The sequence below is a fragment of the Aeromonas sp. FDAARGOS 1406 genome (assembly GCF_019048565.1).
Taxonomy (GTDB): domain Bacteria; phylum Pseudomonadota; class Gammaproteobacteria; order Enterobacterales; family Aeromonadaceae; genus Aeromonas; species Aeromonas caviae.
Map to the genome: position 1 here is coordinate 3806431 of NZ_CP077378.1, position 15063 is coordinate 3821493.

Sequence of the window (15063 nt, forward strand, 5' to 3'; positions counted from 1 at the left end):
CGATTCAACGGTTACCGCCGTCAGCCTGCTGGCTGACGGCGGGGGATTGCCAGGGATGGGCAATGACTTGCGTCCCCGGGGTCAGGCGGTCGATCCCCTCGATCACCACCCGCTGTCCGGCGTTGAGCCCGGACGCGATGCGGTACTGGCTATTCACCAGTTCAGCGGTGTTGACCGGAACCAGTTGTGCCTGCCCCTGGCCATCCACCACCCACACGCTGGTCTGGCCCGATGTGCGCACCACCGCCTGCTGAGGCACGCTCAGGGCGTTGGCATAGCGGGCACGGGGAATGCGCGCCTGTACGTAGAGGCCGGGCAAGAGCCGCCGCTCCGGGTTGTCCACCAGTACCCGCAGCAGTACGTCACCGGTCCCGGCATCCACCTCGATGCCGGAGAAGAGGATGTGCCCCTGCATGCCGAGCGGCTTGCCGTCGCTGCCGAGGATGTCCACCGCCAGTTCCGGTGCCGTCGAGCCAGCCTGCTGGCGCAGGGTGTCCAGCACAGAGGCCGGTTGACGCACATCGACGTAGACCTGATCGATCTGCTGGATCCTGGCCATGGGGGTGGCATCGGTGGGGGACACCAGGGCCCCTTCACTCACCAGCGCCTGATCGATGCGCCCGGCGATGGGGGCTTCCACGCTGGCAAATTGCAGGTTCAGCTGGTGCCGGGCCAGGGTCGCCCTGGCCTGAGCCACGTCGGCGGCCGCCTGATCACGCTGGGAGACGGCATCGTCATAGGTCTGGCGGCTGATGGCCTCGGTGCGCAGCAGCGGCACCAGACGGTCAATCTGGATACGGGCGCGGGCCAGCACGGCCTCCGCGCGCTGCAATGCGGCGGCGGCGCTGTCGACATCCGCCTTGAAGGGGGCCGGATTTATCTGGAAGAGCAGGGTGCCTGCGTTGATCTCGGCACCCTGCTCGAACAGGCGGCGCTGCACGATGCCGCTGATCTGGGCCCGAATTTCGGCGCTGCGCACCGCGGCTACCCGGGCGGGCAGATCCTCGCTGATGACCAGGTCCTGACCTGCCAGCGTCATCACCGACACCTGAGGAAGGGCCGGCGCATCTTGCGCTTGCGTCGCCCCATCGCAACCTGCCAATCCGAATACGGCAATGACGGCGAGCAAAGCGCCCGCATACCGCTGTTTGACAAACATCATATTCACCTCGTTAAACCGCCTCCCGGGCATGGTGTTGCCGCGAGAGCACATCGAGCGGGCATTATGGCGAGGGGCTATTGCGAATGATTCGAGGCTTTGTGGAGAATCCATGGAGGCGGTGATAAAGTTCAAACCCACCATTTTCGAGGCCGACCATGTCGTATCTTCCTGCTTCCGCCAACCCGGCGGCCCAGTCACTGGTACTGATTGCAGAGGATGAAGCCGAGATAGCCGACATCCTCGCTGCTTACCTGCAACGCCACGGATTACGCACCCTGCATGCCGCCGATGGCCGCGAAGCCCTGGCCATGCACCAGGCATGCAAACCCGATCTCCTGCTGCTGGATGTGCAGATGCCGCAGCTCGACGGCTGGCAGGTGCTCAGCGAGATCCGTGCCCGTTGCGACACGCCGGTGATCATGTTGACCGCCCTGGATCAGGACCTCGACAAGCTGATGGGGCTGCGCATGGGGGCGGATGACTATGTGGTCAAACCCTTCAACCCGGCCGAAGTGGTGGCCCGGGTACAGGCGGTGCTCAGACGCAGCCAGGCTGCGAAACAGACCACGGCCCGGGTACTGCGGGTCGGCCCCTTCCAGATCGATCTGGAGAGCCACGAGGCCAGCATTTGCCGTGATGAGGGGCAACAGATGCTGGATCTGACCCTGACCGAGTTCAAGTTGCTCGCCTCCCTGATGCGGGCACCCAAGCGGGTGTTCAGCCGCGCCGAACTGCTGACCCACTGCCTGCCGGAGGGGGATACCCAGGAGCGCACGGTGGACAGCCACATCAGCAAGCTGCGCAAGAAGCTGGAGGCACAGGGCATCCAGGGGGTGCCCGCCAGTGTCTGGGGCGTCGGCTATCGCTTCGGGGGCGATGCGTGACATCGGCACCCGGCCTGCGCAGGCAAATCATCCGCTCCCTGGGGCTGATGGCGCTCGGCATCATCTGCCTCGCGGTGATCGGCACCTATGTGTTCTACGCCATTGCCGTGACCTATGTGCCTGGCAGCATCTCCGAGAGCTGGATGCCCTCCAGGGTCGAGATGATCTGGATTGGCTCGACCATTCTCATTGCATTGGGGATGGCGCTGTACGTGGCGGTGCGCCTCTCTCGGCGCATCCTGACCCCGCTCAATTCGGTGGCGAACAGCCTGCGAGAGGTGGCAGAGGGCAAACTCGATGCGCGCGTGCCGCTGGATGAACAGGCGATCGGGGAGACGGCGCAACTGGTGCGGGACTTCAACACCATGGCCGAGCGACTGCAAAGCATGACCCGCGAGCGGGAGTTCTGGAATGCCGCCATCGCCCACGAATTGCGCACCCCGGTGACCATCTTGCGTGGCCGATTGCAGGGGCTGGCCGAAGGGGTATTTCCGCCAGAGCGTGCGCTCTTTGAAGGTTTGTTGCGCCAGGTGGAGGGATTGACCCACCTGATCGAAGACTTGCGGGTATTGAGCCTCAACGACAGCGGCCACCTGGAGTTGCAACGAACAGAGGTCAGGCTGGCTGATGAGCTTGCCGTGGTGCTCGAGGCGTTTGCCACCCCTCTGGCTGCGAGCGGTTTCACCCTCAAACGGGAGCTCGATGCCGAACTCTGTGTCTGTTGCGATGCACTTCGCATCCGTCAGGCCCTGATGGCGCTGCTGGAAAATGCCCAGAAGCACGCGGTACCGGGCATGCTGACCGTGCGCCTGCATCGTTCGGGCACCCAGTGCATCCTGAGCGTGGAAGACGAAGGGCCTGGCATCAGCGAGGAGGTCGCCGCCCATATCTTCGAGGCGTTTCGCCGGGGGGATCCGTCACGCTCACGCAAGAGTGGCGGCAGCGGGCTCGGGCTGGCCGTGGTCAAGGCCATTGCCGAGGCCCACGGCGGCAGTGCTGTTTGCCAACCCGGCGGGCGGGGCGGCACCCTGTTCCTGCTTTCATGGCCCCTCTTGCACCCTGACGGCAGGCCATGACCCCGTATTGCCGCATCGGTTGAGTATGGGCAAGCCGAGGCGCGTGTGTTGACTGTGATCCAACAGCCCAAAAAAAGCCCATCTCATGGGGAGAGACGGGCTTTTTTATGGCTTGCAGGCAGCGCCCTAATGGGGCGCCGGGATCAATGCTCGGCCAGCAGGGGCTCTCCCTCCTGGCGTTTGTCGTGGATGGCAAAGCGATCGACCAGGGTGGCACTGGCGTCGTTCAGGCCGATGACCGCCACCTCTTTCCCCTCACGGCGGAACTTGATGACCACCTTGTCGAGGGCCGTGATGGCGGTGATGTCCCAGAAGTGGGCGTGCGTCAGGTCGATGACCACCTTCTCCACTTCCTCCCTGAAATCGAAACCGGCCAGGAACTGCTCGGCGCTGGCAAAGAAGACCTGGCCCCGCACCAGATAGGTACGCACGGCGCCGCTGCGCTCGCTGTCGCTCTTGACCAGCATGACGCGGGCAACCTTGTGGGCGAAGAAGAGAGAGGCGAGCAGCACCCCCACGAAGACCCCGAGTGCCAGGTTGTGGGTCGCGACCACCACGGCGACGGTGGTCACCATCACCAGGTTGGTGGAGAGGGGGTGGCTCTTCAGGTTGCATACCGACTCCCAGGAAAACGTGCCGATGGAGACCATGATCATCACGGCCACCAGGGCTGCCATGGGGATCTGACGGATCCACTCATCTATGAAGACCGCCATCAGGATGAGCAGGGTCCCCGCCACGAAGGTGGAGAGGCGGCCGCGGCCACCGGATTTGATGTTGATGACGGACTGGCCAATCATGGCGCACCCCGCCATGCCTCCCAGCAGACCGGCGCCGATGTTGGCGATCCCCTGACCCTTGCACTCGCGGTTGCGATCGCTTGGGGTGTCGGTCATCTCGTCGACGATGGCTGCCGTCATCATGGACTCGAGCAGTCCCACCACCGCCAGCCCCGCTGAATAGGGGAAGATGATGACCAGGGTCTCCAGATTGAGGGGCACGTCGGGCCAGAGGAAGACCGGCAGGGTATCGGGCAGCTCGCCCATGTCGCCCACGGTACGGATGTCGATGCCCAGGGTGATGGCCACCGCCGTCAGGATGACGATGCACAGCAGGGGGGAGGGGAGCAGTTTGCACACCACGGGAACGAGCGGGAACAGATAGATGATGCCAAGCCCGGCCGCGGTCATGGCGTAGACCTGCCAGGTGACGTTGGTGAGCTCGGGCAGCTGGGCCATGAAGATAAGGATGGCCAGGGCGTTGACGAAGCCGGTCACCACGGAGCGGGAGACGAATCGCATCAGGCTGCCGAGCCTGAGGTAGCCCGCCGCTATCTGGAAGAGGCCGGTGAGCAGGGTGGCTGCCAGCAGATACTGCAGGCCATGTTCCTTGACCAGGGTCACCATCAGGAGTGCCATGGCGCCGGTGGCGGTGGAAATCATGCCGGGACGACCGCCGACGAAGGCGATGACCACGGCGATGCAGAAGGAGGCATAGAGGCCGACCTTGGGGTCGACGCCCGCAATGATGGAGAAGGCGATGGCCTCCGGGATCAGCGCCAGGGCGACGACGATGCCCGACAGCAGATCGCCCCGTATGTTGGAGAACCACTCTTGTCTTGCACGTTCCAGCATGGAGATTTTCTCGCTCGTTGAGGATCCATGGCCACAGGCCCGCAAATCAGGGGAAATGGCGGGGATCACAGGGTTGGATTGGCTGTTGATGGCCGGGTAAACCGGCCGGTCGGCATAACCGGAGTCAGGCGGCAGAGGCCGCACAGGGCAGGGTCAGGGCGGCGTGACGGCCACCCCAGAGCACATAACAGGCATAAGGGGCGCATGTTAACAGCCGGTGCCAGGCCGGGGAAGCCCGGATTGTTTTATCTAGCACAAGAGCAGCCAACATAGACCAAACAAGGGGGCTCTGCCGTTTTCAGAGAAGTGATTGATGCGATTATGGCAACACCGAAGGGGGCAACACCATGGGACCGGCCACCGTACGGGCTGCCTCGTCACCTCGCAGTACCCGTACTATCTCGAGAGCGAACTCGATGGCGGTACCCGGGCCCTGGCTGGTGATCAGGCGATGGGCTTCATCGGTCACTACCCTTGCCGTGCTCAATTGTGTCGCGGGCAGACGGGCCTGAAAGCCCGGGTGGCAGGTGATGCTCGCATCCCCCAGCAAGCCGTGATGGTGCAGTACCACGGCGGGTGCGGCGCAGATGGCGGCGCGCCAGCGGCCGAGGCCTGCCTGCTCCCGTAGCAGGTCGATGGCGAGGGGGGTGTTGCGGATCACTTCGCTGCCGGGCAGACCGCCCGGTACGACCATGGCATCGAAGTCACGGGTGGTCAGCTCGTCGAGATGGCAATCCGCCACCAGTTGCACCCCGCGAGAGGCGCGGATCTGGCGCGCTCCGGTGGGGCAGCAGGAGGCCAGCACCACATCGATGCCACCCCGAACCAGGGTATCGACGATAGCAACCGTCTCTATCTCTTCCGACCCGGGGGCCACCAATACCAGTACGCTCATCTAGCACTCCTTGCTTGCCAGCTGCTCTGCTCAGCGCTTCTCTTTGACGGCCTGATAGAGGCCCTGATTGACCGGCACCGCGATACCGTGAAGGGCGGCCTTGTTCAGCAGGAAGCCGGTGATGGCTTCGATCTCGGTCTCGCGGCCCTGTTCCATGTCCTGATACATGGAAGAGTAATTGTCGGCGGTGAGCTCCACCACCATCATGACACGGCGCAACAGCTCTTCGCTGCCGGTAGGCTGACCTTCGGCCCGCATGACGTCAGCCACTTCCACACAGATTTGCTGCAGGGCATCGGCAAAACGCGGACCGGCCAATTCGCCGTTCTTGAGCTTGTAGAGCGCGGTGAGGGGATTGATGGCGCAGTTGACGGCGAGTTTCTGCCACTGGCGTGTCAGGATCTGCTCATCCCAGCCGGCCTGACCCAGGGCGCTGGCCAGCTCGTCGGCGAGGTGGGCATGGGCACGGGCCGCTTCGTTGACAGGGCCCAGCCAGGTCTCCCCCTTGCCGGTGTGGCGGAACACGAAGTGGCCGCTCTGCATGGCGCCATGGCTGGTGACGCCGGCGATCACCGGGTTGTCGGGGAAGAGTGCGACCACCTGATCGGCGATCCCCATGCCGTTGTGCAGCAGCACGATGGGCACCCCTGCCGCCAGTTGCCCGACCAGAGGAGTGAGGGCCGATATCACCTGCCCCGCTTTGGTCATCACCAGCAGGCGTTTGATGCTGCCCGGCTTGTCGATGAAGGCGCGTTCGATGGCCAGGAGCTGGGTATGCCCCTCAAGGGAGGTAAAGTCGACGCCGGGGTGCAAGGTGGCACGATGGCGCTCGCGCAGCAGGAGGCGGGTTGCTTGGCCGCTTTGGGTCAACAGGGAGGCGAAGACGCCGCCCAGGGCGCCGCAGCCCAGCAAGGTCCACTCGGGAGAGACAGGGTGACGGCGTGTTTTCAGGTTGTTGTCGCGTAATCCGCTTGGCATGAAGAGGCTCGATCATGGGAAGGGCTGCCATCCTGTCAACCGCCAACCCGGGATAAGGGAAGATGTCGCTTGGTGAATACCTGGAACCGGTGCATGAGCTGACTGCCGGGTCGTGCTCAAGGCTCATGCGCAGCCAGGGAGCCTCATGTATGCATGACCATACGGGTTCCTGGGCTGCACTTCACCGAGTGTCGGACCTCTCGCGACCGCTCCTGGACGGGTTCTAACGGGTCTCACCATTCCTGTGCGCAGGGGATTCTAGCAGAGCAATCCCATCGAAATCAGCAAATTTGCCCGTTTTCTGGTAGATTTGCCCACCTGTCAGCACAACCTGAAGTACAGCATGAGGAGCCCGGCTATGCCGTCATTCGATATTGTCTCTGAAGTCAAAATGAACGAGGTGTTGAACGCCGTTGATAACGCCAACCGTGAACTGGCGACCCGTTTCGATTTTCGTGGTGTGGAAGCCAGCTTCGAATTGAACAAGGAAGAAGTAAAGCTGGAAGCCGACGCCGATTTCCAGCTCAAGCAGATGGTCGAGATCCTGCGCGGCGCCCTGCTCAAGCGCCAGATCGAGAACAGTTCCATGGACGTGGGTGACAGCGTCCACTCCGGCAAGCGTTTCCACCTGACCGTGAAGTTCAAGCAGGGGATCGATAAGGAAGTGGCCAAGAAGCTGGTGAAGCTCATCAAGGATTCCAAGATCAAGGTGCAGGCCGCCATCCAGGGCGACGAGGTGCGGGTCACCGGCAAGAAGCGCGACGATCTGCAAGAGACCATGGCCCTGGTGCGTGGCGCCGAACTGGGCCAGCCGATGCAGTTCCAGAACTTCCGCGACTGATGGCGGGCGGGGAGGGTAAGCTCTCCCCCTTCTCCCGGCATCAAGCCATAAAAAAACCGGAGCCATGGCTCCGGTTTTTTGCGTCCGTCGACGACAGGTTCGATTAGAACTTGTAGGTCACGGAGAAGTAGTGGCCGAAACCAGTGGTGTTCAGACCGCCAAAGGCACCGTTCTTGAGACCGTATACGTCGTTGAAGTACTTCAGACCGTAACCGACGGCGTAGCGGTCGGAGTGCCAGTACAGGCCGTGGAAGGTGGCCACGCCAGTCTCGTTTTGGTTCTCGTTGTCGTAGGTGTCACGACCGAACAGGTAGTCCAGGTAACCCTGATAGGACAGGAAGGAACCGTTGGAGAAGGTGTAGAAGGGTTTGAACCAGTTCATGGAGAACTGATAACCGTTCCACTTGCCTTCTTCAGTGTCGAAGCTGCTCTCGGTGGCGTGACGTGCGTACAGGTTCATACCGACCTTGCCGAACCACGGAACCATGACGTCAGCGCCCAGACCGATTTGGTTTTCCATCATGGAGTCGTCAACGTTGTTCAGGGAGGCGATATACAGCTCTTGAACCGGACCAAAGGACAGGTCTTTACCAGTCAGCGCATCCAGGGACAGACGCGGAGCGAACTTCATAAAGATGTTCTGGCCACCGTGCTTGTCGCTGTGACGGGAGTCGAAGATATCGAAGACGTCGACGTAACCGTACAAGTCAAATAGGCCGGAACGACCACCGAATTCCATTTCGAAGTAGGTGTCATTGTAGTCGCTGCCCATGTAGGGGCGCTGGTCGATGGTGTGCATCACGTTGAATTGCACCCACTTGTAGTCGTTCTTGTGGATGTCGCCGCTGTAGTCGGCAGCGAAGGCCGGAGTGGCGGAGGCAGCCAGCAGACCGGCAGCGATCAGAGTCTTGGTAAATTTGGCCATTTTATTGGTCTCTTGTGCGTTAGTTGAGGTTTTCCGTAGCCTGCCCACAAGGAGCGGGAGGGATTCTAGCCAAATAAATTCAACGGATAAACAAGCACCAGGGAACTTTGTCAGGATTTGTGAATCTAATCACCCCCTAAAATGCGCAAACGCTTGCTATTTGTGCGTTTGTGGTGACAAGGTGCTGCCTCGTTTGGCAACCATGATGATCAGGATCATCACCGGAATACCGAGCAGACTGGTGCCGATGAAGAAGTGGCTGTAGCCGATCTGCTCCACTACCCGACCGGAAAACCCCGCCAGCAACTTGGGCAGCAATAGCATGATGGAGCTGAACAGGGCGTACTGGGTGGCGGAGAAGGCGACGTTGGTGAGACTCGAGAGATAGGTCACAAACGCAGCCGTGGCGATGCCGGCGCTGAGGTTGTCCAGCGAGATGATCAGAGTCAGCAGCTCCAGGTTGTGGCCCACTTCGTTGAGGAGAGCGAACAGCAGGTTGGTGCTGGCGGTCAGCACGGCGCCGAGGAACAGGATGCGCAGGGTGCCAAAGCGCATCACCAGCACGCCCCCGAGCGCGGCTCCCACCAGCGTCATGATGACGCCATAGACCTTGGTGATGGTGGCCACTTCCGTCTTGCTGAACTGCAGATCCACATAGAAGCTGTTGGACATCACCCCCATCACCACGTCCGAGATGCGATAGCAGGCGATAAGCCCCAGGATCAGCAGGGCCGAGGAGCCGTAGCGGCGGAAGAAGTCGGCGAAGGGACACCAGATGGCCTCGTAGGTCCAGGCCCCCAGCCCGGCCAGCGTGGGTGACCAACCCCGTGCCAGCAGGGTGGCCTTGCGCGCCATCTGCTGCTCGTCCTGACTCTTGAGATCGATCTGCGGCTCGTGACTCATCAGGGTGGTGAGGATGCCAAGAGACATCAGCCCTCCCATCAGCAGATAGGTGAGCTGCCAGCCGCGATAGTCATAGCCGCTGTTGCTGCCGAGCCAGGCCGCCAGCGCAAGCGCCCCCGCTCCCGCCATGATCATGGCGAGTCGATACCCCGTCATATAGGACGCGGCCATGGCCGCCTGCAGCCGCTCGGGAGCGGATTCGATGCGATAGGCGTCGATGACGATGTCCTGGGTGGCAGAGGAGAAGGCCACCAGCAGGGCGAAGAGGGCCAGCTGGGCGAGCTGGGTCTTGGGATCGCAATAGGCCATCCCCACCAGGGAGAGGGCGATCAGCACCTGGGAGAACAGCATCCAGCTGCGTCGCCGCCCAAGCAGCCGTGACAGCAGGGGCAGGGGCAGCCGATCCACCAGGGGCGACCACAGCCACTTGAAACCGTAGGCCAGCGCTACCCAGCTCATGTAGCCGATGTCGGTCAGGCTGACATCCGCTTCGCGCAGCCAGAACGAGAGGGTGCCAAAGACCAGCAGCAAGGGCAGGCCGGAGGAGAATCCCATGGCAAACAGGATGAGTACCCGCGCTTCCAGATAGACGGCGAGGGCATCTCGCCAGCGGGTGGCGCGGCCCGGTGTGTGGCTGGGCGGGCGGAGATTGTTCAACTGCCTGACTCCTCGGGGAAAAGGGGGTCATTTTGTCAGGTTCGGCAGGCGTAGCCAAGGCAAGCCGAGGGGGGAGCGGCAGGTTTCAGGGGCGTGAGCCGATGCAGTGGTGCGGGCAGGGGCCCCCGTCGGCGAGAAAATTGGCGCAGGCCATGAGTTGCAGACGCAGCGCGTCATCACAGAGGAGGTGCTGCTCATCCCACAGGTGCAGGCTGTGAAGCAGATGCCAGAACACCCCTTCCTGCTCGTTGGCGGGGGCTTTGTCCATGGGGATCACGCAGAGCGCCTGCCAATGGGAGAGGAGCTGCCAACTCAAGTCTTCCAGCTGCTGATAGGGAATCTTGCGTGCCAGAAAATGGCGAACCGCCTGGGCCAGCGGGCCGGCGTGTTGGGTTATGTAATCATGACAGGTCACCGGCTCCTCCTTCTGGTTCTGCTCCCCGATGCGTGGCACACATCGGGGAGCAGAGTATAGAAAAAGAGATTGGTGACCCGTTCAGGGACGCGGTGGAATGTGATCCGGGCCGCGTTATTTGTCCGCGAGCAGCACCACTTTCTTCAGGATGATGGGGCTGGTGGGGACGTCGTTGGCACGCAGGATGGAGCTGTAGCCGGTCTGGACCTGGGCCAGTTTGTCCAGCACCTCCATCCCCTTCACGACCTGGCCGAACACGGTGTAACCGGCGCCGGCATTAGCGTTGAGGTTGTCGTTGTCCACCAGATTGAAATAGAACTGGCGAGTGGCGCTGTCGACCGCCTGGGTGCGGGCCATGGCGATGGTGCCGCGCTTGTTGGGCAGGCCGCCTCTGGACTCGTTGACCACGGGATCGAAGGTCGGCAGGGGCTGGAACTGCTGGTTGTAGCCCCCACCCTGCACCACGAAGTTCTGGATCACCCGGTGGAACAGGCTACCGTCATAGCTGCCGTCTGCCGCGTAGCGCAGGAAGTTCTTCACGGTCTGGGGCGCCAGTTTGGGGGCCAGCTCCACGACGATGGTGCCATGGTTGGTCTCCATCTGGACTTTTTGACCGGCAAAAGCCAGGGGGGCGATCAGGGTGACCAGTAACCAGAGTTTCTTCATTTATATGTCCTCGCTCAGCTCGGCTGGCCCTTGAGATAACCGCGCAGTGCCTCGTCGGCCATGATCTGCTGCAGCACGCTGCCCAGCTGCTGGTTCAGAGTGGATTCCAGATCGGCCATGCTCGGTTCGCCCGGGCCCTCCTTGCTGGAGGACATGTTGAACTGCTTGGTCAGCTTGCTGCCCTGGAAGTCGGCAATCACCTGCAGGCTGACGCGGGACTTGGTGACATAGGTGAAGGTCTTCTCTTCCACGGTGACGGCGGCAGTGGAGATGGCCAGCGTCAGGTTGGTGGTGCCGCTGTTGCCCACTTCCAGGCCCTGGCTGCGCAGCCCTTCCGCCAGTTTTTCAGCCAGCAGGCTGTTGAGAGGCTGACTGCTGTTCACCAGCACAGGGGCCTTCTCTTTTTTCTTGATGGAGAAAACATAGGCGGCTTCACGTTTGTCCACCCCTTCCATGGTGATGCGGTTGCCGGAGTAGTACTGCTGGTTGGAGGGGATGACTTGCGGGTTGAGCAGGGCGCTCTCGGGCCAGTGAGTAGCACAACCGCCCAATACCAGAGCGGCCAGCAGCAAGAGTGACTTTTTCATCATGGGTTTCCTTTAGCTTTATCTTTAGCGTTTGATGGCTTTCAAAATAACGAATTTGCTGTTCGACGCAACGACTTGTGCGTTGCCAAACAGGCGCTTGAGTTTGTTGTGATAGTCCAGATGACGGTTGCCTACTATCCAGAGTTCGCCCCCCTGAGGCAACACCCGGTGGGCATCGCTGAACATCTGCCAGGCGATGTGATCGGTGATCGCCTGCAACTGATGGAAGGGGGGATTGCAGAGGATCCTGTCCGCTGCCCCGACGGGAACGTCATCGAGACAGTTGTTGACCATGAAGTGGGCACGGGGCAGGGCATCGGGCAGGTTGTGCTCGACGTTGAGCCGTGCGGACGCCACCGCCATCCGGGATTCGTCGATGAAGGTCACCTCCACCTCGCTGTCGCGCGCGAGCAGGGAGAGCCCGAGCACGCCATTGCCACATCCCAGATCGATCACTCTGCGGGCACTGTGGATGGGCAGGTTGTCCAGCATGAAGCGGGCGCCGATATCCAGGCTCGTGCGCGAGAACACGTTGGCATGGTTGTGGATGAGCATGTCGGTGCCTTCCAGCGGCCAGACGGTCGGGAAGGGACTGGTCAGGGACGGGCGCTCGGCGGCCGGGGTGCAATGAATGAGGCGTGCCTTCTTCCAGGCGAGCGAGGTGCGGGTCTCCCCCAGATACTTTTCGAACAGCTTGAGGGTGGAGGTGTGGATGTCCTTGGCCTTGCCGGCAGCAATGATGCGGGTCGCAGGGGTCACGACCCCGCGCAGGGCAAGCAGTTGCTGCTCCAGCAGCGCCTGATACTTGGAGACCTTGATCACCACCAGGACGGGGGCATCGGGCAGGGGGGCCAGGGCATCCTGCAGGGTGATGGCGTGGGGATCCAGCCCGTTTTCCGCCAGATTGGCCAGGGTGGCCCGCTCGCTGATGTGGGAGTCGGTCACGCAGACGGGGGCGTGGGCATGCAGATAGCCGGCCAGGGCACCGAAGCCGTCGTTCATGATGATGACGGGGCCGTCAGGTGCCTGCTGCGATTCGGCAAGGTGGCTTATCAGGTACTCGTCCGCCGCATCCCAGGCCTGCAGGGGATCCTGGCTCTGCCGCGGGTAACGATACAGGGTCAGGCGGCAGTGGGCCGTGTCGAGCAGGGTTTGCATAGGCAAGAGTCCAACGTGTGATTGATGAATGGCGACCGTCTGCCCCGTGTTGCCCGGCAGCGGTGAAAGTGGCGCTATTCTAGCGGCGGCGGAGAAATTCACCAGTCCGGTACGGCGAGAGCGAGCGGATCCTTCGTACCTGATGCATCGGGCGCACAACCCTGGCTACAATGGCCGGATATTCAACGAGGAGTCCTTACCGTGAGCATGCAACAACAGATAGAGGCCAAGCTGGCCGCCGCGCTCTCCCCGAGCCACCTGGAAGTGATCAATGAAAGCTACATGCACAGGGTGGCACCGGGCTCCGAAAGCCACTTCAAGGTAGTCGTGGTGAGCCAGGCGTTTGAGGGACAGCGTTTGCTGGGGCGCCATCGTCAGGTGAACGGGGTGCTGGCCGACGAGTTGGCGGGAGCCATTCATGCATTGGCGCTGCATACCTATACCGAATCCGAGTGGCAGGCCCGGGAGCAGGCGCCAAAGACGCCGGGTTGCGTCAGCAAATCCCCCTTTGCGTGAGCCGTTGGACCTTCTGATGGCGCCTTCCTCGGGCCATTAACAGCGCTATCACGAATGGTGTGCAGCCAGGGATGAGGGGGAGGAGCATTATTTTTTCTAATCCTTTTTCTTGTGCCTGAAGAATACCTCTATATGGTTGGTTTTGCGAAAAGTCCTTTAAAACCACGGTTTGCAAGGACGTGCGCGAAATATTCAGTGAAGGTTAATTTTGTGATAGGGCGGGGATTTTCCCCATTTGGCGTGGCGGCTAACTCGCCTAAGGTGGTAAACTCAGGTGCTTTTGAATGATCCTGTATGTTGCTGATTTGTTTATTTCTTCGACAGCTTTCCGCGATGTTGACGGGCTCATTCAACAACTCGTCGTGATGTATTTCTCGGCGCTAACCAACCTGTCTTCCCTTAACGGTAGTGCAAGTGAGTATGATTACAATTAAAAGAGGACTGGACATCCCCGTGCTGGGTGCTCCGGAGCAAGTAATCTACGATGGCCCGGCCATCACCCGTGTTGCTACACTCGGCGAAGAGTTCGTGGGGATGCGTCCTACTATGTTTGTCAAAGTAGGTGATCGCGTCATTAAAGGTCAGGAGCTCTTCGAAGATAAGAAGAATCCCGGCGTTAAATTCACGGCCCCTGCCACCGGTGTGGTTTCTGAGATCAACCGTGGTGCCAAGCGTGTTCTCCAGTCCGTTGTCATCGACATCGATGGGTCCGACGAGCAGGTGACCTTTGAGCATTTTGCCTCCGCCGAGCTGGCACAGCTCGAGCGCAGCAAGGTGCAGGAGATCCTGGTCGCATCAGGCCAATGGACCGCGCTGCGTACCCGCCCGTTCAGCAAGGTGCCGGCCGTGGGCTCCACCCCGCGCGCCATCTTCGTTACCGCCATGGACACCAACCCGTTGGCCGCCAGTGCGGAGCTGATCATCAAGGAGCAGGCCCAGGCCTTCCTCGACGGTCTGGCCGTGCTGACCCGCCTGACCGATGGTACCGTCCACGTCTGCAAGGGCGAAGCCAGCCTGCCGCACTCCTCCCTGGCCCAGGTCAAGGAAGCAGTGTTCGTCGGTCCGCATCCCGCCGGTCTGCCGGGCACCCACATCCACTTCCTGGATCCGGTCGGTGCCAACAAGGTGCAGTGGCACATCAACTATCAGGACGTGATCGCTTACGGCAAGCTGTTCACCACTGGCCAGATCTTCACCGACAAGGTGATCTCCCTGGCTGGCCCGAACGTCATCAAGCCGCGTCTGCTGCGTACCCGTCTGGGTGCCAGCCTCAGCCAGCTGACCAACAACGAGCTGCGTGCGGACGAAAACCGCATCATCTCCGGTTCCCTGCTGAGCGGTGCCAAGGCCGAAGGGGTCCATGACTATCTGGGTCGCTTCCACAACCAGGTGAGCGTGCTGGGCGAAGGCCGTGAGAAAGAGTTCATGGGCTGGGTCAAACCCAGTGCCAACAAGTTCTCCATCACCCGTACCACCCTCTCTCACCTGATGAAGGGCAAACTCATCAACTTCACTACCACCACCAACGGTAGTGATCGCTCCATGGTGCCTATCGGCAACTATGAGCGTGTGATGCCGCTCGACATCCTGCCGACCCTGCTGCTGCGGGATCTGATCTCCGGTGACACCGACAGCGCGCAGGCGCTCGGCTGCCTGGAGCTGGATGAGGAAGATTTGGCGCTCTGTACCTTCGTCTGCCCCGGCAAGACAGAGTACGGCCCCGTCTTGCGTGAGTGCCTGACCAAGATCGAACTGGAAGGTTAAGC

Annotated in this window: 15 protein-coding genes; 5 read left to right on the forward strand and 10 right to left on the reverse strand. The window is 61.4% G+C overall.

The genetic code is table 11. The features are described 5' to 3' along the window. Nucleotides 1-4 precede the first annotated feature (4 nt). Entirely contained in the window at nt 5-1162 is a 1158-nt protein-coding gene (locus I6L36_RS18045; protein ID WP_162540588.1) for an efflux RND transporter periplasmic adaptor subunit, read from the reverse strand. A gap of 155 nt (nt 1163-1317) precedes the next feature. Between I6L36_RS18045 and I6L36_RS18050 the strand changes: the two genes are divergently transcribed. Together I6L36_RS18050 and I6L36_RS18055 are read left to right on the forward strand one after the other, a co-directional pair. Beyond that, entirely contained in the window at nt 1318-2046 is a 729-nt protein-coding gene (locus I6L36_RS18050) for a response regulator (protein WP_109112614.1), read from the forward strand. Continuing rightward, complete coding sequence (locus tag I6L36_RS18055; RefSeq protein WP_216986762.1) at nt 2043-3122, forward strand: ATP-binding protein; 1080 nt, start codon at nt 2043-2045, stop codon at nt 3120-3122. Before I6L36_RS18050 ends, I6L36_RS18055 begins: the two co-directional genes overlap by 4 nt. A gap of 143 nt (nt 3123-3265) precedes the next feature. Here the strand turns inward: I6L36_RS18055 and I6L36_RS18060 are convergent, their stop codons facing one another. From I6L36_RS18060 to I6L36_RS18070, 3 genes are all read right to left on the reverse strand, one after another. After that, entirely contained in the window at nt 3266-4756 is a 1491-nt protein-coding gene (locus I6L36_RS18060) for a SulP family inorganic anion transporter (protein WP_109112125.1), read from the reverse strand. 319 nt (nt 4757-5075) lie between these two features. Next, a complete protein-coding gene (locus I6L36_RS18065; RefSeq protein ID WP_109112124.1) occupies nt 5076-5651 on the reverse strand; it encodes a DJ-1 family glyoxalase III in 576 nt (191 codons plus the stop codon). A 30-nt stretch (nt 5652-5681) separates the two neighbouring features. Beyond that, nucleotides 5682-6629, reverse strand: a complete 948-nt coding sequence (locus I6L36_RS18070; protein ID WP_045523610.1) for a ketopantoate reductase family protein — start codon at nt 6627-6629, stop codon at nt 5682-5684. A gap of 358 nt (nt 6630-6987) precedes the next feature. On the opposite strand from I6L36_RS18070, the gene I6L36_RS18075 reads away from it, so the two are divergent. After that, the gene (locus I6L36_RS18075; protein ID WP_010673357.1) at nt 6988-7470 is read left to right on the forward strand and encodes a YajQ family cyclic di-GMP-binding protein; all 483 of its coding nucleotides are present in this window, start codon (nt 6988-6990) and stop codon (nt 7468-7470) included. A gap of 103 nt (nt 7471-7573) precedes the next feature. Here the strand turns inward: I6L36_RS18075 and I6L36_RS18080 are convergent, their stop codons facing one another. From I6L36_RS18080 to I6L36_RS18105, 6 genes are all read right to left on the reverse strand, one after another. Next, complete coding sequence (locus I6L36_RS18080; RefSeq protein WP_104454601.1) at nt 7574-8395, reverse strand: outer membrane protein OmpK; 822 nt, start codon at nt 8393-8395, stop codon at nt 7574-7576. Between the two features lie 156 nt (nt 8396-8551). Then, a complete protein-coding gene (locus I6L36_RS18085; RefSeq protein ID WP_041215845.1) occupies nt 8552-9853 on the reverse strand; it encodes an MFS transporter in 1302 nt (433 codons plus the stop codon). 187 nt (nt 9854-10040) lie between these two features. After that, complete coding sequence (locus I6L36_RS18090; RefSeq protein WP_042015623.1) at nt 10041-10370, reverse strand: hypothetical protein; 330 nt, start codon at nt 10368-10370, stop codon at nt 10041-10043. A gap of 114 nt (nt 10371-10484) precedes the next feature. Continuing rightward, nucleotides 10485-11036, reverse strand: coding sequence for a peptidylprolyl isomerase (locus tag I6L36_RS18095; RefSeq protein WP_109112123.1), 552 nt, complete (start codon nt 11034-11036; stop codon nt 10485-10487). A 14-nt stretch (nt 11037-11050) separates the two neighbouring features. Next, nucleotides 11051-11623 (reverse strand): YajG family lipoprotein, encoded by a 573-nt coding sequence (locus tag I6L36_RS18100; protein WP_039040711.1) that lies wholly within the window; start codon nt 11621-11623, stop codon nt 11051-11053. 24 nt (nt 11624-11647) lie between these two features. Next, entirely contained in the window at nt 11648-12781 is a 1134-nt protein-coding gene (locus I6L36_RS18105) for a methyltransferase (RefSeq protein ID WP_109112122.1), read from the reverse strand. A gap of 207 nt (nt 12782-12988) precedes the next feature. Between I6L36_RS18105 and I6L36_RS18110 the strand changes: the two genes are divergently transcribed. Both I6L36_RS18110 and I6L36_RS18115 read left to right on the forward strand, forming a co-directional pair. Further along, nucleotides 12989-13297 (forward strand): BolA family transcriptional regulator, encoded by a 309-nt coding sequence (locus tag I6L36_RS18110; RefSeq protein WP_010673364.1) that lies wholly within the window; start codon nt 12989-12991, stop codon nt 13295-13297. Between the two features lie 420 nt (nt 13298-13717). Continuing rightward, nucleotides 13718-15061, forward strand: coding sequence for a Na(+)-translocating NADH-quinone reductase subunit A (locus I6L36_RS18115; protein WP_029313920.1), 1344 nt, complete (start codon nt 13718-13720; stop codon nt 15059-15061). Nucleotides 15062-15063: the final 2 nt, after the last annotated feature.

Coding starts and splice junctions, on each gene's coding strand:
- I6L36_RS18045 (WP_162540588.1), bottom strand. CDS start 1,162: ATGATGTTTGTCAAACAGCGGTATGCGGGCGCTTTGCTCGCCGTCATT.
- I6L36_RS18050 (WP_109112614.1), top strand. CDS start 1,318: ATGTCGTATCTTCCTGCTTCCGCCAACCCGGCGGCCCAGTCACTGGTA.
- I6L36_RS18060 (WP_109112125.1), bottom strand. CDS start 4,756: ATGCTGGAACGTGCAAGACAAGAGTGGTTCTCCAACATACGGGGCGAT.
- I6L36_RS18065 (WP_109112124.1), bottom strand. CDS start 5,651: ATGAGCGTACTGGTATTGGTGGCCCCCGGGTCGGAAGAGATAGAGACG.
- I6L36_RS18070 (WP_045523610.1), bottom strand. CDS start 6,629: ATGCCAAGCGGATTACGCGACAACAACCTGAAAACACGCCGTCACCCT.
- I6L36_RS18075 (WP_010673357.1), top strand. CDS start 6,988: ATGCCGTCATTCGATATTGTCTCTGAAGTCAAAATGAACGAGGTGTTG.
- I6L36_RS18080 (WP_104454601.1), bottom strand. CDS start 8,395: ATGGCCAAATTTACCAAGACTCTGATCGCTGCCGGTCTGCTGGCTGCC.
- I6L36_RS18085 (WP_041215845.1), bottom strand. CDS start 9,853: ATGGGATTCTCCTCCGGCCTGCCCTTGCTGCTGGTCTTTGGCACCCTC.
- I6L36_RS18095 (WP_109112123.1), bottom strand. CDS start 11,036: ATGAAGAAACTCTGGTTACTGGTCACCCTGATCGCCCCCCTGGCTTTT.
- I6L36_RS18100 (WP_039040711.1), bottom strand. CDS start 11,623: ATGAAAAAGTCACTCTTGCTGCTGGCCGCTCTGGTATTGGGCGGTTGT.
- I6L36_RS18105 (WP_109112122.1), bottom strand. CDS start 12,781: ATGCAAACCCTGCTCGACACGGCCCACTGCCGCCTGACCCTGTATCGT.
- I6L36_RS18110 (WP_010673364.1), top strand. CDS start 12,989: ATGCAACAACAGATAGAGGCCAAGCTGGCCGCCGCGCTCTCCCCGAGC.
- I6L36_RS18115 (WP_029313920.1), top strand. CDS start 13,718: ATGATTACAATTAAAAGAGGACTGGACATCCCCGTGCTGGGTGCTCCG.